Origin of the sequence: Pseudoalteromonas sp. T1lg48, assembly GCF_002964785.1 — a bacterium.
GTDB lineage: Bacteria > Pseudomonadota > Gammaproteobacteria > Enterobacterales > Alteromonadaceae > Pseudoalteromonas.
Window position 1 is genome coordinate 581,110 of record NZ_PQCC01000002.1, and the last position, 22,074, is coordinate 603,183.

A 22,074-nucleotide genomic window follows, 5' to 3' on the forward strand; every position below is an offset into this window, starting at 1 on the left:
CCATGAACAAGATTGAGCAACAAAATATTCAGGTTGGCGAAATCGCCAACGGCCTGCCGCTGACCATTCCTGTTTACCGCCTTAAGGGCGATGGTACGGGTAAAAACGTCTATATCCAGGCCAATATGCATGGTGCCGAGGTACAAGGCAATGCGGTTATTTATCAATTGCTTGAGCAACTTAAAAACTTAGGGTTGCACGGCGACATCACCTTGGTGCCCTATGCCAACCCCATCGGCTGTAACCAAAAATCGGGGGAATTTACCCTGGGTCGTTTTGACCCCATAACCGGCGTTAACTGGAACCGCTTATATCACTACAACGCCGAGCTAGTCAGCCATTTTGCCGAGCAAAGCGACAGCCTCTGCGATCAAGATTTGATCGCTCAATTTAAAGCAGCTCTAGTCGATGACGTGGAGCAGCGCTTAAATGGTCCGCAGCATGCGTTATCTACGGGCAAGCGTATTGCCCTGAATCTGCAACGCCTGGCGCACCAAGCGGATATCGTACTGGATTTGCATACCGGTCCCATTTCGGCCAAGCACCTGTATTGCCCCGAGTATGCCCGTGCCAGCGCCCGCTATTTTAATATTGAACATGTGCTGTTGATCCCCAATGAATTCGATGGCGCCATGGACGAGGCGGCATTTTGCCCCTGGTGGGAGCTGCAAACTCAACTAAAACGTCGGGGCCGCGATTTTGAGGTGCCGGTGGAGGCTTACACGGTGGAACTGGGCTCGCAAGAGCGCATTGATTTAACCGAAGCCTTGGACGATGCGCAAAGCATTTTAAGCTACTTGAATTACCAGGGCCTGTTTGTGGATGCCGCCTATCAGCCTAAATCCATGCAGCGCCACGCCTGCTATCTGAAAGACTATGTGGCCTATTATGCGCCCATGGGTGGGATGATCGAATATCTGGCCGGGTTGGGTGAACATCTGAAAGCCGGTGATGCCATTGCCCGTATTCTGAGAATGGAGCGCTATTTGAGTGAAGAGCCGCTGCATACCTTGCACTTCGACCAAGATGCCATCGCAATTTTGCACTTTGCTTCGGCCAGTGTGAATCAAGGCACCGAACTCTATAAATTCTTTACTAATACCTTCGAGTTATAACCGATTGCGTGAGAGTCAGTGAGAGGTACTCACTGCGCATGGGCGGCCTAGCCGCCCATTTTTTTCAGCTTAAATTCACCTAATTGCTGCGAAAGTAGCACCCTATCAGTATAATTCTTCGTATCTCCAACGAGTTAATAACAGGCAAGTTATGGATTGGCGCTATCTAATTGCCGGCCTAGCCACCAGCACACAGCTGTGGGCAGCCGAGCCGGACCCTACGCAGCAAAGTCAACAGCAAGAAGAGCTCAGCATAGTTAAGCAATGTATTCTCAATGAAGCCATTGCCGGCGATGGCGAGCAAACCCTTGCCCAATTGCGAGAAAAATGCGCCGCCCTCGAGGTGAGCAGGCAGCTCAGCGCGATCGATAAGCGCAAGGCTCGAGAGCAGGTGACGGAAAAAAATCGCAACGTCATCACCCCGCATAATCGCAACTATATTTTGCCCGTCACCTATATCAAGCATCCCAACGAGAAGCCCTTTGGCGATCTTGAAAACCTGACCAAAAATGACGATGGAGAAAACCTGGATAACGTCGAAATTAAATACCAACTTTCGCTTAAAGTCCCAGTTTTCGACGACTTTAGCGACAAGGACCAGGCTATTTATTTTGCCGTGACTCTGCAATCCTACTGGCAATTCTATAACGACGATATTTCCTCGCCGTTTCGCGAGACCAACTATGAGCCGGAAATTTTCTGGATAAACTACCTAGATGAAGAAAATGTCTGGTGGGGCGATGAACTCGCTATTGCCCTCGGGATCTCGCACCAGTCGAATGGTCGCAGTCAGCCCTATTCACGCTCCTGGAACCGCATCTATGCCAACTTTATCTGGGAGCAAGACGGCTATGTATTTAGCTTTAAGCCCTGGTACCGCCTTCCCGAAGACGAAAAAGACGATCCCATGGAAGCCAAGGGCGATGACAACCCGGATATTTACAAGTACATGGGTTACTTTGAGTTTCGCGGGGTGCGCCGCTTTGACGACCACGAAGTCAGCTTTATGCTGCGCAACAACCTCAACTCGGATAACCGCGGTGCCTTGCAGCTCGACTGGTCCTTCCCGCTTTGGGGCCGCCTGCGCGGCTATGCCCAATATTTCAATGGCTATGGCGAAAGCATGATCGACTATAACGCCGATATCGAGCGCTTTGGCGTTGGTATTTTGTTGACCGACTTGCTGTAAGAAGCAGCCATTATCATTAAAAAAGCCAGCATAATGCTGGCTTTTTTGTCTCTGTTATCAAATCGTTGACGATAAGGCTATTTCGCTACAACAACAAAGCGCCCTTCAAACTCGCCGACCAGGATATCACCATCATAAATCTTCACCGGCACCTTGTAGCTGGCTTTGCCATCGCTTTCCAGCTCATCAAAGCAGCCTTCACAGACTTGCTGATCGACATGCGCCCTGGGCTCCGACTTAATTGGCTTCATGTACTTGATATTGGCATTGGCAAGAACAATATCGCCTTCTTTACCCGCTTCTCTCAAGGCAAGGTAAGTTGCGCCCCACCCAGCCAAAGTCGCCATGGAATACACCGAGCCGGCAAACATGGTGTTATGCACGTTGATGTTGGCATCAAGATCGGCCACTACACTAAATTGCCAGTCCGTGTACGACTCCACCTTAATGCCCATCTTATCGCTGATAGGGATGGATTCACGCCAGGTATTTTGCAGCACCTGAGTCCAATCCGGGTGACGGAACCAGCCCGGCTCGCTGGGACGTTGTTTGACCATGCGCCAATGCTGTACATCACCAAAGGCCAGATGTGCTTTTTCTTTTAATTCATAGCCATGGCGCTTATAGAACTCAAGCGCACGTTCGCGGGCAAACAACACCAGCTCATCGGCATTTTGCGTCCAGGCAATCTTCTCTAGCTCGTGCAATAAACGGCTGCCCAAGTGCTGGCCACGATGTTCTTCGGCCACCGCCATGTAGCGCACCTGAGCCTGCTGACTATTGTTAAAATGCAGTCGGGCTACGGCGATCACTTCACCTTCTTTATTTTTGATAAAGCGATGCTCTGATTCCTGCTCTAAATCATCCTGCTCACTGCCGCGAGGCTGATCCCAGGGCGCGCGTAATACCTGCCAGCGCAGTTGGTAATACGCCTGCCAATCATCACTACTTTGTGGGGTGGTAACCTGGAACATACTTCCTCCAATCACTTTTTTGCCATTCACCTTACAAGATTTAAGCTCAAGCGCAAATAACACTAAAGCACAACTAGCCAAATGAACGTAAAATATTATGCACGGCTAGGCAATGCCGCCAGTTGAGTCTATGCTGAGCTAATGAACGCTGCGCTTATACACAACGATGAAGCCTCAGCGCACTTTATTACCAATTGTGCCAATCTGGGACATTTACTTTATTGGTATCGACAAGGTGGCACGCGCATTGAGGTTAGACAACAGCAAGAATTTCGCTGGCTGTTGCTCAACCACACCCTGCAATCCGTCATTGCCGCCAATCAGCCACAAAGATTACTGCTGCCCCACCTGCATATTATGGCGCAATATTGGCAAACACTAAAAAGACCTGAGCGGGTGTTGGAGCTGGGCCTTGGCGGCGGCGCCATTCGTAATTACCTACTGCACAGCTATCCCGAGGCCGAGCTGGTCTCGGTGGAGCACAATGCTCAGGTGATCCACTGTTACAAGCGCTTTTTTAGTACGGGGAAAATCGGCAACCTTTGCTGCCTTGATGCCGAGCAGGCACTCAACCGTTGCGGTCGTTTTGACTGGCTAGTGTTAGATTTATTTAGTGAACTGGATGCGCCGCTGTTTTTATATCAGCGGCAATTTTATGAACTGCTGCGCGAAGCCTTGGTGCCCCACGGACATATTTTTATTAACTTTTTGGCACACCATCCCAGCCAGTTACATCATTTGCAGCGCCTTCTTAGCGCTAGCTTTGGCAAGGGCGTACAAATTATGTCCGTGCCCGGCTATGCCAATCATGTGTGCTTTATCAGCCTCTAAACCGCCAGGTTAAAGGTCACCGGGCCGTCATTGGTTAAACTCACCTGCATGTCGGCGGCAAACTGCCCGGTGGCGACGCGTATCCCTTGCGCTTGCGCCTTAGCGACAAAGTATTCATACAAATGGGTAGCCTGCTCCGGGGTTGCGGCACTGGAAAAACTCGGGCGCATGCCCTTTTTAGTATCCGCCGCCAGGGTAAATTGCGACACCACCAACAGCTGGCCGCCAATGTCCTTAAGACTGAGGTTCATCTTGCCCTGCTCGTCGGTGAAAATCCGGTAGTTGCTCACCTTATGCAGTAGCTTATCCGCCTGCTCTTCGCCGTCGGCTTTTTCCACCCCGAGCAACAACAAAATGCCCTGATCTATTGCCCCAACAATACTGCCTTCAACTTCCACCTTGGCGTTACTTACACGCTGAATTAATCCTTGCACCGAGACCTCTTTAACTGCAGATACATATGGTCGGTCGCCCGACATAGAGCCTGACAATATACCTCATTTTCAGGGGCGCGACCAAGCTCGGCGACTATTTGCAAACGGGCTTGCAACCGAGTTGCCAGGCGCTGTACCCGAGCAAAGGAGCAGCGCAAATCATAGCGCCCATGGACCATATAAACAGGTAACGTTTTAAGACTAGCGGCCTGTTCCAGCAGGTGATCATCCGCTAAGAAAAACCTATGTATAAGGTAATGCAGCTGCAATCGCGCCTGCTGCAGATGATGGTCATGCTCTATGGTTTGCCGGCCCAGTTGCTGCTGCCAGGCGCACCAGGCGTTAGCGGCTTCTATCTGGGTCAACTCGTTGGCGCCAAAAAGGCGCTGTTGATAGTCCTTCGCCAAGGCTTCCGGGCCAAGCTGCTTAGGGTTAAAAAGTTCATACTGCTGCGGATAGAAATGTGCCGCCGCGCCGGATAACCCAAGGCTCCAGGCCTGATCTTCGGTTGCGGCTAAATAGCTTGCCCATAACAGCAGTGATGACATCCGTCGGGGATAAGCAAAGGCATAGCAAAGGGCTAGCAGAGCACCAAACCCTTCCCCGCAAACGCTCCAATGGCTAAGGCCAAAGTGATCACGGATCTGCTCTACATCTGCGACCAATAAATCGAGCGTGTTATGCTCACAACTGTGCGGGGTGGAGTTGCCACAGCCTCGCTGGCTGTAGAGGAAGATACGATAATGTTCTGGATTAAAGTAGGCACAAGAAGCGCGATTAAGGCCGGCTCCGGGGCCATCATGGCAGATAATCACCGGAAAGCCATCGCGATTGCCGTGTTCTTCGATCTCGAGTTGGTGCCCATGGGCGACGGCGAGATGATACACCTGCCGCGGCGCCCTAATGGGATAGCTTAGCGCCATGCTCACTCCTTGCGAGCGGCCACCTCCTCGGCAACGATATCCTTGATAGGCGGTCGGCTCACACTAATACATACGGTAAATTCCGCGCCCAGCAAGACCACAATCCACGACAGATAAACCCAAACAAACAAGATAGGCACGGTAGCCAGAGCACCATAGATCAGCTCGTACGAGGGAAAATGGCTAATGTACAGTGCAAAGCCTTTCTTGGTCAGCTCAAACAACAAGGCCGCAAAAATAGCGCCGGGGATCGCTGCCCTAAAGGGAACACGGGTGTTAGGTACTAGAGTATAGAGCATTATAAAGCCCACGGTGGAGATCACATAAGGCAACGACTTAATCACAAAGCCACTAAACCCCGGGATCCCCTCGTCGGCGAAGGAAACCAGGGACACGATATAAGAAGTGGCACCTATGCTTAGGCCAAGCAACACGGGGCCAAGGCTGAGCACCATCCAATAAATGGCGAAAGAAATCATCGCCGGACGCTTTTTCTTGATGCGCCAGATACGATTTAGGGTGGCATCGATATTGCGGATCAAAAACAGCGCCACCACCGCCAAAAAGCTTACCCCCACCGCGGTCATCTTATTGGCGTTGCCTGTAAAGGCGCCTATATGCTCCTTGATCACATCGGATGAAGTCGGCAGAAAGTTGGTGAATAAGAACTTCTCAATGGCGATGCGGGTATCTTCAAAACCTGGGAATGCCGAAAAAATAGCCACACCGACCGCGATTAAAGGCACCAGGGATAATAAAGTGACATAAGCGAGGTAGCCGGCATTGACGGCGATCTGGTCTTCACCGCAACGGGTAAAAAAGTAACGCCACCAGCGCGGCTGGGCTTTAACCCATATTGCCAGGGTTGTTTTTATTTTGTCACTGTCCCACTTCATCGCTACCCCAGATAAGAAAATCTTTTGCTTATCATAGCAATCAGCCACATAATTTACAGTATCAAGTATAGAGACAGGACACTCACATGCTCAAAAAATTAGCCCTAGCGACGGCTTTTCTCTCCCTTAGCGCGTGCCAATCGGCCTACTACTCGGCCATGGAATCCGTGGGCGTACATAAACGCGATATTCTTGTCGACCGGGTGGAAGAAACCAAGGAATCGCAAGAAGAATCCCAGGAAGAGTTTCAGTCCGCCCTTGAGCGCCTAAGCACCCTGATCAACTTTGACGGCGGTGACCTGCAAGACGCCTACGAGCAACTCAACGACGACTACGAGTCGAGCCTGGCGGCCGCAGAAGAGGTCAGCTCCAATATCGATAAGGTCGAAGACGTAGCCGAAGCCCTGTTCGAAGAATGGGCCGATGAGCTCGAGGAGTACAAAAGCGCCTCATTAAAGCGCGAAAGTGCGAAAAAACTGCGCGCCACGGAGCGCCAGTTTGCCCAGCTGTTACGCTCGATGCGCGCCAGCGAAGCGAAAATGGAGCCGGTGCTTGAGTCGCTGCAAGACAACGTGCTTTACCTCAAGCATAACCTTAATGCTCAGGCCATCGCCGCCATCAAGGGGGAGTTTGCCAATCTCCAACGCGACATCAAGGTGCTTATCGACGATATGAACAAGTCGATTGCCGACTCCAACCGCTTTATCGAACAGATGAGTCAGGGTTAATCATCATGGTAAAAAGGAGTCGCACGACTCCTTTTTACTTGTTATGGCTACTTAGCTCCCTCATTAGCTTGAGTGCAGCCGCCACAGCATGAATCATTATCAATTGCTCCCTGCTCGGTCCCGGCTAGCACCGGTGATGTCACTCCTGTAGTGACAGGCAGCGATACATCCTTATCAATACCGAACACCCCTTTCACAACCTGCCACGTCACCGCAAAAGCACCAATAATGAATACCACATCGCCAATGGTGCGGATCCAACGCAATGCCACTAATACATCGCTTTGCAATAAAGCCTCTGAACGGGCATACCACAAGCCCTTGGATGCGCTGGCGTAAAATTGAATTAAGCCCACAGGCAGTAAGCTGGTAAACAGCATCAGGGCCAGACCGATATTCATCCACCAAAATGCTGTTTTCATGAGTTTGTCATCAAATTGCATAGTGGGGCGAATATAGCGTAACACCAACAAGGTAAAGCCCAGAGCAAGGAAACCATACACGCCAAATAGCGCCGCATGAGCATGCGTTGCCGTGGTGTTTAAGCCCTGTACATAGTACAAGGAAATGGGTGGATTGATGGAGAAGCCCAATACGCCCGCTCCCAACATATTCCAAAATGCGACGGCGACAAAAAACATCAAAGGCCATTTTAATTTTGCCATCCATGGGCTGCGCTCTTTAAGCTTGTAATGCTCCCAAGCTTCATGGCCAAGGACAATAAGTGGCACAACTTCCAACGCACTAAAGGTCGCGCCAACCGCCATAACCGGTGTGGTTGTACCTGAGAAGTACAAGTGATGGAATGTTCCAGGCACGCCACCTAATAGGAAGAGTGACGCGGAAGCCAAAGAGGCAACGGTCGCTGAACGCTTAGAAACCAGACCCATACTATGGAAGATAAAGGCTAATGCTGCGGTAGCAAATACCTCAAAGAACCCCTCAACCCAAAGATGGACAATCCACCAGCGCCAATACTCCATCACCGAGATATGGGTACGCTCACCGTAGAAGAATCCTGCGGCATAAAATAAACCAATGGCTACAACCGAGGCACTGAACAAAGCCAAAAGGTTTTTATCACCTTCCTGCTTAAAAACAGGCAGAATCGCTCTCAACATCAGCACTAGCCAAAATGCTACGCCAGTAAATTTACCTATCTGCCATACACGTCCTAGATCAACGAATTCATAGCCCTGATGACCGAGCCAGAAGTTTAAATGCGCAGGCATGATTTGTGCGATAGCCAGATAGTTGCCAACAAATGAGCCAACAACCACGACCACTAAGGCCCAGAATAAAATGTCTACACCCAGCTTTTGGTATTTGGGGTCACGTCCACCATTGATAATCGGAGCCAAGAATAAGCCTGCGGCCAAAAACCCTGTAGCTATCCAAAACAGCGCGGATTGAATATGCCAAGTACGCACTAAGCTATAAGGAAACCATTGCGATGTCTCTATCCATAAAAGCTTTGTCCTTCGACTGTATAGTGTGCCGTGAAGCCGCCCAGCAAAACCTGAAAAGTAAATAGCGCAACCACTAAGAATAGATATTTACCCAAGGCTTTTTGCGATGGCGTTAACGAAAATGAAGTGATGGGATCCTGCTTAGGCGGCGTTGGTGCCTCATCATCTTTATGCAAAAAGGACCACGCCCACACGAGCGCACCTATGCCAGCGATCAGCAAAACGACGCTGACAATTGACCACATAACGTTTTCTGCTGTTGGTTTATTATCGATCAGGGGTTCATGAGGCCAGTTGTTAGTGTAAGTGGCCGAACCATCCGGGCGCTCAGTGGCTGCCGCCCAGGCCGTCCAGAAGAAGAATTCTGTTAGTTTTTTGCGACGTTCGGCATTGGGTAAGGTAATTTCTTTCATCGCATAATGTTCACGCGTTTGCTTTAATTGCGGATCACCTCCGAATAGCGCATCGTAATAAGCCGCCGTTTTCTCAATGGCAGCCAAGCGTCGAATAGATAGGGTTACCGTACCCGAAGTTGGATCGTAGGTGTTGGTTCTGTACTCTTTTTTGAGAGCCCAAAGTAAAGGCTGCTGCAGCTCTTCTGACAGTTCGTCAAAACTCACTCCATGCGTGTCTTGGGCGGCTAGATCCAGCCACTGTGTGAGTTCACGATGCAACCAATCGGCTGTCCAATCAGGCGCCTGATAGGCACCATGCCCCCAAATTGATCCTAATTGCATCCCCCCGACCGATTGCCAGGCGGTCTGCCCATCTAAAATGGCTTCTTTAGAAGTGTAAGTGTGGCCGTCCTGACTAATAAACTGCTCGGCAATAGGTGGCGCAACACGATAAACCTCTTTACCAAAATAACCGAGGATGGCGAAAGTGATGGCGAGCACCGCAAACAGTGTCCACCATAGTTTTTTATATTCTCTCATAATCTTGTTCCCTTAAACCCTTGCGAATAAGGTGTTGTTTTCAATATGTATATGCATATTCAGATCACTAATAAATTCCTGTAAACCAAGATATAAAGCGGTCCATGTATTACAGGCTTGTGGGTGCAAAGTAACGTCATTGGTCATGACATAAATCTTTTCTATATCTTGGAGATGTTGCTGGTGCTCGGCAGTCATCACACTGATCGGCCCACTGACCATTGGGTTTACAGGAGTGCTAGCTAGAAGAGGAAATAATATTTGCTCCTCTTTTTGCATGTGTGCTTCAAGTTCCGAGCGCATTTCATGCAGATGTGCAGCGAGGCCTAACGGGCACAAGCTATGATCTTGGTGCACCGTTTCAACACGCTCACTCAGACGAATCAGTTCGTCTAGCTGTTGACGATGAACTTGGTGGTAGCGGGATAAAATATAATCAATCAGCTCATTGTTCGTATATTGCTGAATCTCCTTTGGCTGTGCTCGTTTTGCCAGTTCTTCAATCTGCGTAGCGACTGTATGAGTTTCCACCCCGCGCTTTCTAAGTGCATCGGCCAAAGTGACCTCAGCGTGACAACAGAAGTTAACTCGGTTAGCGAACAAGATAGCTGTAGCTCCGGGTATATGGGTTGCAATTTGGCCGACGGGCCAACTCAGATAATCTTCCAACTTAACCTTCCTCTATAACATGTATTTCAAATGAATCTTAATGAGCGAGTTTACACCCCCTTTTTAAAGATGTAAAATAAATGCATATTTAAAATTATGAATAATTAATTTGCTGCTAAGGTCCCTAGTTAATGAATATCACCCGATTTACTGACTATTCACTGCGTGTGCTTATATACACAGCGCTCCATGACGGGCAGACCGTAACGATAAAGGCGGTGGCGGAGAAATACGATATTTCCAAAAACCACCTTATGAAAGTTGTCCAAGAGCTAAGTAATAAAGGCTATCTAATCGCTACTCGTGGAAAAAATGGCGGAATCCGGTTAGGGCGCGAGCCATCATTAATCAATGTTGGCGAGATAGTGCGGCTGCATGAGCAAAACTCCGTTCTAGTGGAATGTTTTGGCAGTGATAATCAGTGCGTAATTACCCCTGCCTGCAAATTAAAAACTATTTTATCTAAGGCAATGGAGCAATTTTTTGCTCATTTAGATCAATATAGCTTGGCCGACTTAGTGAATTCGGACTCTCAATCGGAGCTAAAACAATTGTTGCAAGTAAGCGAACCATCTACATTTTGAGATAACAAAGAGAGGTTATCATGGCAGTGTTACTACCCAGTGGACAAATTGCGGAACCCAGTGAAGAGGCTCGGGGCTGGGCTTTTTTCCGTTTAGCGTTTCGCCCGCTGTTTTGGCTCGCGGCACTATTCAGTGTATTGAGTATTACGGCGTGGAGTTTGAGCTTTACCGGCCATATACAATTTACTCCGTTTGGCGGCGGCTATTTTTGGCACATTCATGAAATGCTATTCGGTTTCGCCGTTGCGGTGATTGCCGGCTTTTTACTCACCGCAGTGCAAACATGGAGTGGCATTGAAAGTATTAAAGGGCGACGCTTAGGCGCCTTAGTCTTACTTTGGCTCAGCGCACGAATATTGCTCGCCTTTCCTGGTTTGGCTCCCGATGCTTTAATCATCACCCTCGACTTAGCTTTTTTACCGGCCACCGCTTTTTTCTTGGCGCAACCGATTATTAAAGCGCAGCTGTGGCGCAATCTATTTTTTATTCCCGTTCTGTTACTGATGGCCGTCTTAAATGCTTTGACCTACTTGGCCTTGTTTAACCTCATCGAGACAAGTTTTGTCACCTTAAGCCATAGCATGGTTCTAGCTATTACCCTAGTCATGGTGATCATGGGTGGGCGGGTTTTCCCTATGTTCACCGCCAACGGCACACAGACACCGCGGGTAGCCAATATTGCTTGGCTGGATAAAGTCGCCATTATCTCGGTAATCGCATGTATTTTCTTAACCCTCATGGGGCCATCAATTCCGCCTGAAGTACAAGCCGCATTATTTATTTTTGCAGGCGTGAGTAACTTTATTCGTGCGCTGCGTTGGCGTATTTGGGTCACTTTAACAACCGCATTGGTTTGGCCATTGCATATTAGCTATTGGGCTATATGCGCAGGTTTAATCATGCTTGGCTTAGTTAAATTATCCCTGCTCACTCAACCCTCGTTGGCATACCATGCCATCACCGTTGGTGGCATTGGCTTAATGATCCTGGCAATGATCTCACGTGTGTCATTAGGCCACACTGGACGCATGATAAAGGTCGGAGCGGTAATGACAGGAGCATTTATTGCTATGTTCACCGCCCTTGGCGTACGCGTGTTGGCACCGCTTTTAAGCGATCAATATCAAGTACTTATTTTGCTCTCCGCTGGCCTTTGGGGGTTTGCCTACCTGATTTATGTCATCACCTATGCGCCCGTGGTATTTAAACCCCGTGTCGATGGCCGCGATGGTTAAACATGACGGCGTCAATACGCCGTCTCTGCCTAACGTTTTTTACTTCGCCCATTTAAGGCTGGCGTCACGACCAGCATCACGCCGCTGACAAAAGCAAACACAGCAATAAAGGTCAGCACACCATTTATCATCCTGGGGTGCTCAATCGCGGTACTTTGGAAAAACACCCGTCTTCCACCATCAACCCGCTCTTCAAATTTTACCCCTAGCATATCAAAACTGTATCTATAGGTTTTATCGGCCCGCAGATACATTTCTTTTCGCTTTTTATCCACTTCTACGGGGTCTTGCTCATCAGGTAACAAATGGCGCCACCTTGAAAAAACATCATCTGGCTCAGAATCTTTTATCACCCCTTGCGACTCATAAACGATTTGCCGCTCAGGGAACAGCAGGGCATTGTGGGCGCAATAGAAAAGTGCACTGCCAAACGCAATCAAGGCAATGGCCCAAATCTGCATCTGTGCCCGGCGACGCTGTAACGCACTTTGCTGTTGCTGCAAATACCGCTTGGTTTGTGTAATTTGATTCAGCTGCCCGCGGTCTATACCCTCTCCCAACTGTTCCATAAACTGTTCGACGGTAAGATTAAACGCGCTTAATAAGCGCTCAAAGATATCGTGAGAAGGGGTCGATTTATCATTTTCAATCTTAGACAAGTAGCTTTGCTCTATGCCCACCTTGACCGCCAGCTCGGGCTGACTCAACTGATACTGCTGACGCAGATTTTTTATTGCCGTTCCTAAACTCATTTCTGCTCTCCGTGTAGATAATCAGCCCAAGTCTTTCTAATTCCTTAAAGAATAAAAACATGAATAGTGATGAATACTCAAGAATTTTCAAATAGCTACACACGCATCAAGGAACTGGAGTAAGCTTTGCACAGCAATTTTTCAACCCGCACAAAAAAGCCCGCAATCAATGCGGGCTCTTTTTTGTAACTAGCTTAAGGAACTAATTAGCTTTTCTTCGCTTCACGCGAAGCGCGCTTACGTTCGTTTTCTGTAAGATACTTCTTACGGATACGAATGCTTTCAGGCGTTACTTCTACTAATTCGTCATCATCGATGAACTCAAGCGCTTGCTCTAGGGTCATCTTGATTGGCGGTACAAGTGTTTGCGCTTCGTCGGTACCTGATGCACGAACGTTGGTTAACTGCTTACCTTTAAGGGCGTTTACAGTTAGGTCGTTATCACGGCTGTGAATACCGATAACCATACCTTCGTATACTTCAACACCGTGGCCGATAAATAACTTACCACGCTCTTGCAGGTTGAATAGTGCGTTCGTAAGTGCTTTACCTTGCGCGTTAGCGATCAATACACCGTTCTTACGCTGACCGATCTTACCGCCTTTGTGTGGACCGTAGTGATCGAACGTGTGGTACATCAAGCCAGAACCTGAAGTAAGCGTCATGAACTCAGTTTGGAAACCGATTAAGCCACGGCTAGGAACCATAAAGTCCATACGAATACGGCCTTTGCCATCTGGAGACATGTCGGTCATTTCCGCTTTACGCAGACCAAGCTGCTCCATGATTGAGCCTTGGTGCTCTTCTTCACAGTCAATCGTTACTGTTTCATACGGTTCTTCAAGAACGCCGTTTACTTCACGAAGGATTACTTCTGGACGTGAAACGGCAAGTTCATAACCTTCACGACGCATATTTTCAATCAATACGCCTAAGTGAAGTTCACCACGACCCGATACACGGAAGCTATCAGGGTTGTCAGTGTCTTCTACACGCAGTGCTACGTTGTGAACAAGCTCAGCGTCAAGACGCTCACGAATGTTACGTGAAGTAACGTATTTACCTTCTTGGCCAGCAAACGGTGAAGTGTTTACTGAGAAAGTCATGGTTACTGTTGGTTCGTCAACGCTTAGCGGTGGAAGGGCTTCAACCGTGTTCACATCACAGATAGTATCTGAGATTTTCAGCTCACCAAGACCGGTAATTGCAATGATGTCGCCCGCAGCGGCTTCTTGCGCCTCGTGACGATCAAGACCTAGGTAAGTCAGCACCTGACCTACTTTACCGTTGCGTGTTTTACCATCGGCACCGATAACGGTAACCTGCTGGTTAACTTTAACCGTACCACGCTTGATACGACCAACACCGATAACACCCACGTATGAGTTATAATCAAGCTGAGAGATCTGCATTTGCAGTGGACCTTGAGGATCCGCATCAGGTGCTTCAACTTCTTTAACGATGGCTTCAAACATGGGTTCCATGTTGTCTGAAGGCTCATCTAGATCAAGCGTTGCCCAGCCATTAATAGCCGATGCGTAGATCACTTTAAAGTCTAGCTGTTCGTCGGTGGCACCTAGGTTATCGAATAGGTCAAAAACCTGATCCATTACCCAATCAGGACGTGCGCCCGGCTTATCGATCTTGTTGATAACAACGATTGGCTTCAAACCCTGTGCGAACGCTTTTTGCGTTACGAAACGCGTTTGCGGCATAGGACCTTCTTGAGCATCGACAAGAAGAAGTACAGAATCAGCCATCGATAGTACGCGCTCTACTTCACCACCGAAGTCGGCGTGTCCAGGAGTATCTACGATGTTGATATGGTAATCTTTCCAGTTGATTGCCGTGTTTTTGGCTAGGATGGTAATGCCACGCTCTTTTTCAATGTCGTTGGAGTCCATCACTCGCTCTTCGTTACCACCGCGAGTTTGCAGTGTGCCCGATTGCTCAAGCAATTTATCAACCAGAGTCGTTTTACCATGGTCAACGTGCGCGATAATCGCAATATTTCTTAACTTTTCGATGCTCATATATCTACTTAAGAGGCAAGCCTCATTGTTCCTAGATGATCCACGCCCGGCAAACTGCTACCAGCGTTGGGTTTAAAAGGGCGCGTATTATCCCTTATAACGCCACTAGATGAAAGTTTATCCAACATTATTTTTCTATGACTGTGGCCTAATTGTCACAACACGCCAATAAAATGGATGAAAATCAACCACAGCGGAAATCTTAGCAGGTATTTTTCAGCTAACCTATGTATCTTAAAAAGCGAAGGTGTTTAACTAATTGAGCGACGGGTGACTAACACACGTCCAAAGTGCAAAAGTATACGCACCAAAATAACGCAAAGCAGCACCAAAAAGGTGCAAAACAACTAAACCCTGAAAGCGTATTTATAAAAAAACCTTTATAAATAGATAGTTGAAAAATTGGCACGCTTTAAGCTTACTAGCGCACAATTGCAGTAACATGCAGCACACAAAATATTCCTAGTTGGAGGACACATGTCTCATACGGTTTTAACTTTTATTAAAGAAAATGACGTTAAGTTCGTAGATTTACGTTTTACCGATACCAAGGGTAAAGAACAGCACGTTTCTATCCCGCATCACCAAGCAGACGAAGATTTCTTCGAAGAAGGTAAGATGTTCGATGGCTCTTCAATCGCTGGTTGGAAAGGCATTAACGAATCTGACATGGTGCTTCTACCAGACGCAGACAGCGCAAAGCTTGACCCGTTTGCAGAAGAAACCACACTTATCGTACGTTGTGACGTAGTTGAACCTTCAACGCTACAAGGCTATGAGCGTGACCCACGTTCAGTAGCTAAGCGCGCCGAAGAGTACATGCGCTCTACCGGCATCGCCGACACTGTACTATTCGGTCCAGAACCTGAGTTCTTCCTTTTTGACGACGTGAAGTACAAAACCGATATGTCTGGTTCAATGTACAAAATCGATGCCGAAGAAGCGTCTTGGAACTCAGATAAAGATTACGAAGGCGGTAACACAGGTCACCGTCCAGGCGTTAAAGGCGGTTACTTCCCGGTTGCTCCTGTTGACTCTTCACAAGATTGGCGTAGCGCAACTTGTCTAGTTCTTGAAGAGCTAGGTCAAGTTGTTGAAGCACACCACCACGAAGTAGCCACTGCTGGTCAGAACGAGATCGCTACTCGCTTTAATACCATGGTATTGAAAGCAGACGAAATTCAGGAAATGAAGTACGTTATCCACAACATGGCGCACCTTTACGGTAAAACGGCAACCTTTATGCCTAAGCCAATCGTAGGTGATAACGGTTCTGGTATGCACTGTCACCAATCACTTGCTAAAGATGGCAAAAACATCTTCGCTGGTGACAAGTACGGCGGTCTTTCAGAAGAAGCACTTTACTACATCGGTGGTATCATCAAGCACGCTAAAGCGATCAACGCCTTTGCTAACGCTTCAACTAACTCATATAAGCGTCTAGTCCCTGGTTTCGAAGCGCCGGTAATGCTTGCTTACTCAGCACGTAACCGTTCTGCTTCTATCCGTATTCCAGTGGTTCCTTCGGAAAAAGGTCGCCGTATCGAAGTACGCTTCCCGGATCCAACTGCTAACCCATACCTAGCCTTCTCAGCAATGCTAATGGCTGGCCTTGACGGTATTAAGAACAAGATCCACCCTGGCGATGCCATGGACAAGGATCTATACGACCTACCTGCAGAAGAAGCAGCAGAAATCCCAACGGTTGCGTCTTCACTGGACGAAGCCCTTGCTTGTCTAGATGCAGACCGTGAGTTCCTAACTCAAGGTAGCGTATTCACTGATGACCTAATCGACGCTTATATCGCGCTTAAGTCACAAGAAGTCGAAAAGCTGAACATGACAACTCACCCAGTTGAGTTCGAAATGTACTACAGCGTATAAGCTAGATAATGACAATTTAGTTATATCATGTGTGTTCTCAAAGCCTGCTCTGCAGGCTTTTTTTATGGAAAAAGTACAACCTTTGGACTAAAGTTAAAGCCTAGCCAATAACTTGGCTTTTTTTGCTAACTATAAGAATAACAACCGTAAAATAGGATTTCATGTGAACACAAGGCTGTATATTTTAAGCATGGTCGTGCTGCTATCTATTATCAGTACAGCATGGGCCGCACCGAGCAAAAACATCTACGTTTACAAGGATGAGAATGGCGTATTGGTGTTTTCTGACACCCCGCGTAAAGGGGCGGAGAAAGTCACCCTGAACGCACCGGTTATGAACATGCCCACCATAGACACCAGTGTTCTCGACGAAAAAGACGACGAGCTGGAACAAGTCAAATTTAACATCACAATCAGTTCTCCGACGCACGAAGAAACCATCCGTGACAACACCGGCTCGGTGCATATCAGCGGACAGGTTAAACCGAGGTTTTTACAAGGGCATAGCGTACAGCTGTTTATGGATGGTCAACCCTACGGTAAACCACAAAGTTCCAGCCTTTTTGCCCTGCGTGATGTCGATCGCGGTGAGCACAGCCTAGTACTGAAACTGCTCAACAGTGAGGGTGAAGTACTGGCCAGCTCTAAGTCCGTCACCTTCTTTATGCATCGCCGCTCGGTGATCACCGGGCCTTAATGGCGGTGAAACCGAGGAAATGGCTGCGCACTCCCCCATAAACCTGCTAAGATGGTTGCACCATACTGGTGCAACTGATTACTAAAGATGAAACTTCACGGCGATTTTTTCCAACAGATGTGGGAAAACCTGCATACTGCCATATTAATTTTAGATAAAGACTTTAACCTGGTTTATGCCAATACCAGTTGCACCGAACTGCTTGGCCAAGGCTTAAAGCGCATTAAGGGCCAACCTTTTAACTCGCTTTTTAACTATCATTCGGTAGAGCTTGAACGCATCGCCAACTACACCCTAAAGCAAGGGGTAGATTGTCACCAGCACAGGGCTGACGTGGTGTTTGTCGATACCCGACATGCCAACCTGGCGCTCAATAGCCGCCGCATTAGCTACCACAACGAAGCATATTTATTGTTTGAAATCCGCCAAACCGACGAAGAAATACGTCTCGATCAGGCGTCAAACCAAATGCATCAACATCAAGCGGCGAGAACCCTGATCCGCAATTTAGCGCACGAAATTAAAAATCCTCTAGGGGGAATTCGCGGAGCGGCGCAATTATTGCAGTATGAGGTTGATCAGCAGGAGCGCGATGAGTGTGCACAGCTAATAATTCACGAAGCGGATAGATTAAGGCAATTGGTCGACAGGTTATTGGGGCCAAACCAACGCTTACAAAAACAAGCGACCAATATCCACCAAACCCTCGAGAATGTATTAAAGCTCTGCGTGCTGGATAACAATAAAGAGATTGCGCTTATAAAAGACTACGACCCGAGTATTCCGGATGTGGTAGTTGATGGCGATAAAATTCAGCAGGTCCTCCTTAACATAGTGCGCAATGCCATGCAGGCGCTCAGTGCGGGAGGCGAAATAAAAGTATCGACCCGGGTTCGTTATCATGTGCGCCGCTACGATACCACTCTCAAAAAAGCCCTGCAGATCAAAATTTGTGATAATGGCCCAGGCATTGCGCCCGAGGTAAAGGAAACCCTGTTTTATCCCATGGTCACCAATAAGGAAGGAGGCTCGGGATTGGGACTGTCGATCGCACAAACCTTGATCGATCAACATCAAGGCTTTATCGAGTGCGACAGCTGGCCTGGCCATACTGAGTTTACACTGTACTTGCCACTGTAAGCGGCTAAGAGGGCTATGATGAAATCTGTTTGGTTGGTAGATGACGACGCATCGATTCGCTTTGTGCTGCAAAAGGCGCTCACGCGCAGCGGTTTTCAGGTGGAAAGTTTTGATAACGCCCAGGATGTATTAACCGCCCTGACCTTTTCTCAGCCCGCGGCACTGCTCTCGGATGTGCGCATGCCCGGAATGGACGGCATGGCCTTGTTAGAGCAGATCAGCGAAGAGAACCCCAATCTACCGGTGATTATCATGACCGCCCACTCCGACCTGGACTCGGCGGTACAGGCATTTCAAAAAGGGGCCTTTGAATACCTGGCCAAACCCTTTGATCTGGAAGAAGCGGTCAACGTAGTTGATCGCGCCGTACGTGCCCACTCGCAAAAGAAGGCTAAAAAAGCCACCAAGGAACAAAAGCGTTCGGTAATTATCGGCGAGGCTCCGGCAATGCAGGAGGTGTTCCGCGCCATAGGTAAGCTCAGCGCCTCAAGCATGAGCGTACTGATCAACGGCGAGTCTGGTACGGGTAAAGAACTGGTCGCCAGTGCCTTGCACCAACATAGCCCACGCAAGGATAACCCCTTTATTGCCCTGAATATGGCCGCCATCCCCAAGGACTTGGTGGAGTCCGAGCTCTTTGGCCATGAAAAAGGCGCCTTCACCGGCGCCGACAGCGTGCGCAAGGGACGCTTTGAGCAAGCCAATGGTGGCACCTTGTTCCTCGATGAAATCGGCGATATGCCTTTAGACGTGCAAACCCGCTTATTACGGGTGCTGGCCGACGGTGAGTTTTATCGCGTTGGTGGCCACCAGAGTATTAAGGTGGATGTGCGCATCATCGCCGCCACCCACCAGGATTTAGAGCGTCTGGCGCAACAGGGCAAGTTCCGGGAAGATTTATTCCACCGTTTGAATGTCGTGCGTTTAAAATTGCCACCACTGCGCGAGCGCACCGAAGACATAGAGCAGTTAGTTGAGTATTTCCTCAATAAAAGCGCCCAGGAGTTAAAGGTTGCCAGCAAAACCTTAAGCCCACAGGCGTGCGAGCAAATGAAACTGTTCCATTGGCCGGGCAATGTGAGGCAGCTTGAAAATACCTGCCGCTGGCTCACGGTCATGGCCCCAGGGGAATACATAGGTGCGGAAGATCTACCGCCTGAGCTCAGCGCCAGCACGGAGCAAGCGGTCGATGCCGACTGGCTCGATCTATTCCAACAGTGGCTTAACAACGAATTTAAACAAGGCAAAGACAATGTCTGGCCCGATATTCAGGCGCAGTTGGAAACGCGGCTGATCAAGTCGGCCTTGGCCAGCTGTGGTGGCCATAAGCAAGAGGCGGCGCTGCGCATTGGCTGGGGGCGCAACACTTTGACGCGTAAGTTAAAAGAACGCAATATAACGACGTCCTAATGATGAGACTACTGGAAAATATCGCCATGTTTAAACGCATGGAAATTATTAATCGGGTGCCCTTCTTTCGCGATTTTGAACTTGCCGAGCGGCAAATGCTGCTAGAGTCATTTTCGCACTGGTATATGGTGCGCCAGGGGCAATATGTGTTTAAACAGCACGAGCAACAAAACCAGTACCTTTACATAGTGCTCAGCGGTGAGCTGATCGTCTTTCGTCAGCACGATATGAAAAACCTGGGTCATATTCATCCCGGCGAATTTGTCGGTGAAGGGGCCTTTATCAGTCACAGAGAGCGCAGCACCAACGCTCGTGCCAAAGTCGACACAGTGGTGCTGGCCATCGACCCACAGGCGCTTTTCAAACTGCCGGTCGTGGTGCGGGAAAAGATAAAAGATCAATTGCTTGTCGGCATGAGTGAGCGCATTGCCAAACTCAGCAGCGGCACCAATAGTTGTGACGTTAACGAAACGCCAGCCACGCCTGCATCAGAGCGATAAGGTCTTCGACTCCACAAGCGGCAACTAATTCGGATTCATCAAGCACTAGCTCATCGGTAGCATAGGCTTCGAGATCTTGCTCATCATGGTGCAAGCCGTGGCTTTCAAAGAGCACCTCTCCGTGAGCTATCACCACACGCATCTCTTTGCCGTTGACCACCTGCTCTTGAGAGCCATCTGGAGAGCCCTGATGCAAGGCCTGCTGAAAACGCTCTAGCAGCACGTCATTGCCTTGTAACTCGTCATTAAACCAGCGCGCCACCAAGCGATGCTCGTCACTCAGCTTTACACGCTTGCCCCATAAGGGATCAGAATATAGCTGATATTCCATAGTATTTAAGCCCTTGCGAATAAGGCGCGCATCATACCAACAAGCATAGCTTATTGCCCAGGGAATTAGTTGTCCGGTCTACTCCTTGAGCATGTTAAAATCTCTTCATGTACCGCTAGTTACTATCACCATGATCGATACCTTTGCCATTATATTTCCATTGATTTTTATCGCCGGCGTCGGCTTTGGCTGTGCCAAACTGCGCTTTCTTAATGGCGAGCAACTCTCCGGCATCAGTCGTTTTATCTTTTATATCAGTATTCCGGTATTTTTATTTATCAATATGGCGCAGGCGCAGCTGGGCAGCGTGGTTAGCCTGGAGCTGATGCTCAGCTTTTATATTCCGGTGGTGCTGATGTTTACCCTGATGCTGATTTTGTATAAGTACTACTGCGGTGACTGGGCACAGGGGTCGGTCTTGGCGTTGGGCGCCAGTTATTCCAATACAGTGTTAATCGGTCTGCCCATTGCTATCCAGGCATTGGGCAAGGATATCGCCGCCACCGTGTTTGTACTTATTACCTTTCACAGCGCGCTGTTGTTCTTACTGACCTATGCGTTTTCGGGGCGTTCGCAAAGAGTAAGCTGGCTCACCACGGTACGCCAACTGCTGTTAAATCCGGTGATCTTAGCCATTGGTTTAGGACTGCTATTCAACCTTAGCGGCTTTGCCCTACCCATACCCCTGGAAAATGGCTTATCGCTGTTAGCGGAGCCGGCCATCGCCGGTGCCCTGTTTGTATTGGGCGCCAATTTACATCACTACCAAATCCGCCCGGGATTGCGTTTGGCCCTGATGCTTTCACTAAGCAAGTTATTACTCTTACCCGCCCTAGTATGGCTGGTCGCCAGCCAGGTATTTACCTTACCACAGCCACAAGTCTTACTTGTTGTTCTGCTGAGCGCCTCACCCTTGGGTGTGAATGCTTATTTAGTAGCGAAACAGCTCAATACCCGCAGCGAGGTGTTGGCGAGCACTGTAGTATTAAGCACACTGTTGAGTATTGTGAGCTTTTTCTTTTGGCTGACTCTGGTATAAAAAAAAGCGTGCCCTAAGCACGCTTTTTTCTGTCTCAATCGTAAGAACGATATTTAGCGGCGTCGATAATGGCCCATACATACACGATTGCAGCAATAATGCCGGGCACAACCAGCCACCATAGGGCGGCACCGCCGAAGAAAAAGATGGCAAACAATAAGGCGGCGAGAATACGCCCCTGTACCAATTGCCCGAGTCCCGGGAAGAAAACGTTACATAAAGCGGCGATTACGTTACCACCTGAACCTTGTCCTGACATATAACCCTCGTTAGTCAATTACTATTCTTAATTACCATAACCATTTA

23 protein-coding genes are annotated in these 22,074 nt (G+C 48.6%); 12 read left to right on the top strand and 11 right to left on the bottom strand.

What is annotated here, in order from left to right; translation table 11 throughout:
* Positions 1-2 precede the first annotated feature (2 nt).
* Positions 3-1,115: a succinylglutamate desuccinylase/aspartoacylase family protein gene (locus C2M29_RS04465; RefSeq protein ID WP_105188583.1), complete on the top strand. Its 1,113-nt coding sequence runs from the start codon at positions 3-5 to the stop codon at positions 1,113-1,115.
* A gap of 151 nt (positions 1,116-1,266) precedes the next feature.
* On the top strand, positions 1,267-2,304 hold the full coding sequence (locus C2M29_RS04470; RefSeq protein ID WP_105188584.1) for a phospholipase A: 1,038 nt from the start codon (positions 1,267-1,269) through the stop codon (positions 2,302-2,304).
* Positions 2,305-2,381: 77 nt separating this feature from the next.
* On the opposite strand, the gene C2M29_RS04475 is transcribed toward C2M29_RS04470, so the two are convergent.
* Positions 2,382-3,278 carry a bifunctional GNAT family N-acetyltransferase/hotdog fold thioesterase gene (locus tag C2M29_RS04475; RefSeq protein WP_105188585.1) on the bottom strand — a complete coding sequence of 299 codons (897 nt, stop codon included), beginning with the start codon at positions 3,276-3,278 and terminating at the stop codon, positions 2,382-2,384.
* Positions 3,279-3,419: 141 nt separating this feature from the next.
* Between C2M29_RS04475 and C2M29_RS04480 the strand changes: the two genes are divergently transcribed.
* On the top strand, positions 3,420-4,109 hold the full coding sequence (locus C2M29_RS04480) for a spermidine synthase (protein WP_199774852.1): 690 nt from the start codon (positions 3,420-3,422) through the stop codon (positions 4,107-4,109).
* Here C2M29_RS04480 and dtd read toward each other — a convergent pair.
* Genes dtd through C2M29_RS04495 form a run of 3 tightly spaced genes read right to left on the bottom strand, consistent with a single transcriptional unit; the run spans position 4,106 to position 6,362 of the window.
* Positions 4,106-4,543, bottom strand: a complete 438-nt coding sequence (gene dtd / locus C2M29_RS04485; RefSeq protein WP_105188586.1) for a D-aminoacyl-tRNA deacylase — start codon at positions 4,541-4,543, stop codon at positions 4,106-4,108. The genes C2M29_RS04480 and dtd overlap by 4 nt on opposite strands.
* Entirely contained in the window at positions 4,531-5,466 is a 936-nt protein-coding gene (locus C2M29_RS04490) for an alpha/beta fold hydrolase (RefSeq protein ID WP_105188587.1), read from the bottom strand. The genes dtd and C2M29_RS04490 overlap by 13 nt, the downstream gene beginning before the upstream one ends.
* Before the next feature lie 2 nt (positions 5,467-5,468).
* The gene (locus C2M29_RS04495; RefSeq protein WP_105188588.1) at positions 5,469-6,362 is read right to left on the bottom strand and encodes a virulence factor BrkB family protein; all 894 of its coding nucleotides are present in this window, start codon (positions 6,360-6,362) and stop codon (positions 5,469-5,471) included.
* Positions 6,363-6,448: 86 nt separating this feature from the next.
* On the opposite strand from C2M29_RS04495, the gene C2M29_RS04500 reads away from it, so the two are divergent.
* Positions 6,449-7,090 carry a DUF2959 domain-containing protein gene (locus C2M29_RS04500; RefSeq protein ID WP_105188589.1) on the top strand — a complete coding sequence of 214 codons (642 nt, stop codon included), beginning with the start codon at positions 6,449-6,451 and terminating at the stop codon, positions 7,088-7,090.
* Positions 7,091-7,137: 47 nt separating this feature from the next.
* On the opposite strand, the gene C2M29_RS16685 is transcribed toward C2M29_RS04500, so the two are convergent.
* From C2M29_RS16685 to C2M29_RS04510, 3 genes are read right to left on the bottom strand one after another with little or no spacing between them, the layout of a single operon-like run.
* Positions 7,138-8,520, bottom strand: coding sequence for a cbb3-type cytochrome c oxidase subunit I (locus C2M29_RS16685; RefSeq protein WP_233998349.1), 1,383 nt, complete (start codon positions 8,518-8,520; stop codon positions 7,138-7,140).
* A 29-nt stretch (positions 8,521-8,549) separates the two neighbouring features.
* On the bottom strand, positions 8,550-9,494 hold the full coding sequence (locus C2M29_RS16690; protein WP_233998350.1) for a hypothetical protein: 945 nt from the start codon (positions 9,492-9,494) through the stop codon (positions 8,550-8,552).
* 12 nt (positions 9,495-9,506) lie between these two features.
* Positions 9,507-10,163 (bottom strand): DUF542 domain-containing protein, encoded by a 657-nt coding sequence (locus tag C2M29_RS04510; RefSeq protein WP_105188590.1) that lies wholly within the window; start codon positions 10,161-10,163, stop codon positions 9,507-9,509.
* Between the two features lie 131 nt (positions 10,164-10,294).
* Between C2M29_RS04510 and C2M29_RS04515 the strand changes: the two genes are divergently transcribed.
* On the top strand, positions 10,295-10,747 hold the full coding sequence (locus C2M29_RS04515) for an Rrf2 family transcriptional regulator (RefSeq protein WP_105188591.1): 453 nt from the start codon (positions 10,295-10,297) through the stop codon (positions 10,745-10,747).
* 20 nt (positions 10,748-10,767) lie between these two features.
* Positions 10,768-11,982 (top strand): NnrS family protein, encoded by a 1,215-nt coding sequence (locus C2M29_RS04520; protein WP_105188592.1) that lies wholly within the window; start codon positions 10,768-10,770, stop codon positions 11,980-11,982.
* 29 nt (positions 11,983-12,011) lie between these two features.
* Here C2M29_RS04520 and C2M29_RS04525 read toward each other — a convergent pair whose 3' ends face one another.
* Positions 12,012-12,734 (bottom strand): helix-turn-helix domain-containing protein, encoded by a 723-nt coding sequence (locus C2M29_RS04525; protein WP_105188593.1) that lies wholly within the window; start codon positions 12,732-12,734, stop codon positions 12,012-12,014.
* A gap of 206 nt (positions 12,735-12,940) precedes the next feature.
* Entirely contained in the window at positions 12,941-14,767 is a 1,827-nt protein-coding gene (gene typA / locus C2M29_RS04530) for a translational GTPase TypA (RefSeq protein WP_105188594.1), read from the bottom strand.
* A gap of 477 nt (positions 14,768-15,244) precedes the next feature.
* Between typA and glnA the strand changes: the two genes are divergently transcribed.
* From glnA to C2M29_RS04555, 5 genes are all read left to right on the top strand, one after another.
* Entirely contained in the window at positions 15,245-16,651 is a 1,407-nt protein-coding gene (glnA, locus tag C2M29_RS04535; protein WP_105188595.1) for a glutamate--ammonia ligase, read from the top strand.
* Between the two features lie 163 nt (positions 16,652-16,814).
* Positions 16,815-17,348 carry a DUF4124 domain-containing protein gene (locus tag C2M29_RS04540; protein ID WP_158684645.1) on the top strand — a complete coding sequence of 178 codons (534 nt, stop codon included), beginning with the start codon at positions 16,815-16,817 and terminating at the stop codon, positions 17,346-17,348.
* A gap of 87 nt (positions 17,349-17,435) precedes the next feature.
* On the top strand, positions 17,436-18,488 hold the full coding sequence (gene glnL / locus C2M29_RS04545; protein WP_105188597.1) for a nitrogen regulation protein NR(II): 1,053 nt from the start codon (positions 17,436-17,438) through the stop codon (positions 18,486-18,488).
* An 18-nt stretch (positions 18,489-18,506) separates the two neighbouring features.
* Positions 18,507-19,898 (top strand): nitrogen regulation protein NR(I), encoded by a 1,392-nt coding sequence (ntrC, locus tag C2M29_RS04550; protein ID WP_105188598.1) that lies wholly within the window; start codon positions 18,507-18,509, stop codon positions 19,896-19,898.
* A 2-nt stretch (positions 19,899-19,900) separates the two neighbouring features.
* Positions 19,901-20,398 carry a cyclic nucleotide-binding domain-containing protein gene (locus C2M29_RS04555; RefSeq protein ID WP_105188599.1) on the top strand — a complete coding sequence of 166 codons (498 nt, stop codon included), beginning with the start codon at positions 19,901-19,903 and terminating at the stop codon, positions 20,396-20,398.
* Here the strand turns inward: C2M29_RS04555 and C2M29_RS04560 are convergent.
* Complete coding sequence (locus C2M29_RS04560; RefSeq protein WP_105188600.1) at positions 20,361-20,729, bottom strand: YacL family protein; 369 nt, start codon at positions 20,727-20,729, stop codon at positions 20,361-20,363. The two genes, C2M29_RS04555 and C2M29_RS04560, sit on opposite strands and share 38 nt — an antisense overlap.
* 91 nt (positions 20,730-20,820) lie before the next feature.
* On the opposite strand from C2M29_RS04560, the gene C2M29_RS04565 reads away from it, so the two are divergent.
* Positions 20,821-21,768 carry an AEC family transporter gene (locus tag C2M29_RS04565; protein ID WP_325050576.1) on the top strand — a complete coding sequence of 316 codons (948 nt, stop codon included), beginning with the start codon at positions 20,821-20,823 and terminating at the stop codon, positions 21,766-21,768.
* Between the two features lie 34 nt (positions 21,769-21,802).
* Here the strand turns inward: C2M29_RS04565 and C2M29_RS04570 are convergent, their stop codons facing one another.
* Positions 21,803-22,027, bottom strand: a complete 225-nt coding sequence (locus C2M29_RS04570) for a hypothetical protein (protein WP_105188601.1) — start codon at positions 22,025-22,027, stop codon at positions 21,803-21,805.
* Positions 22,028-22,074 lie beyond the last annotated feature (47 nt).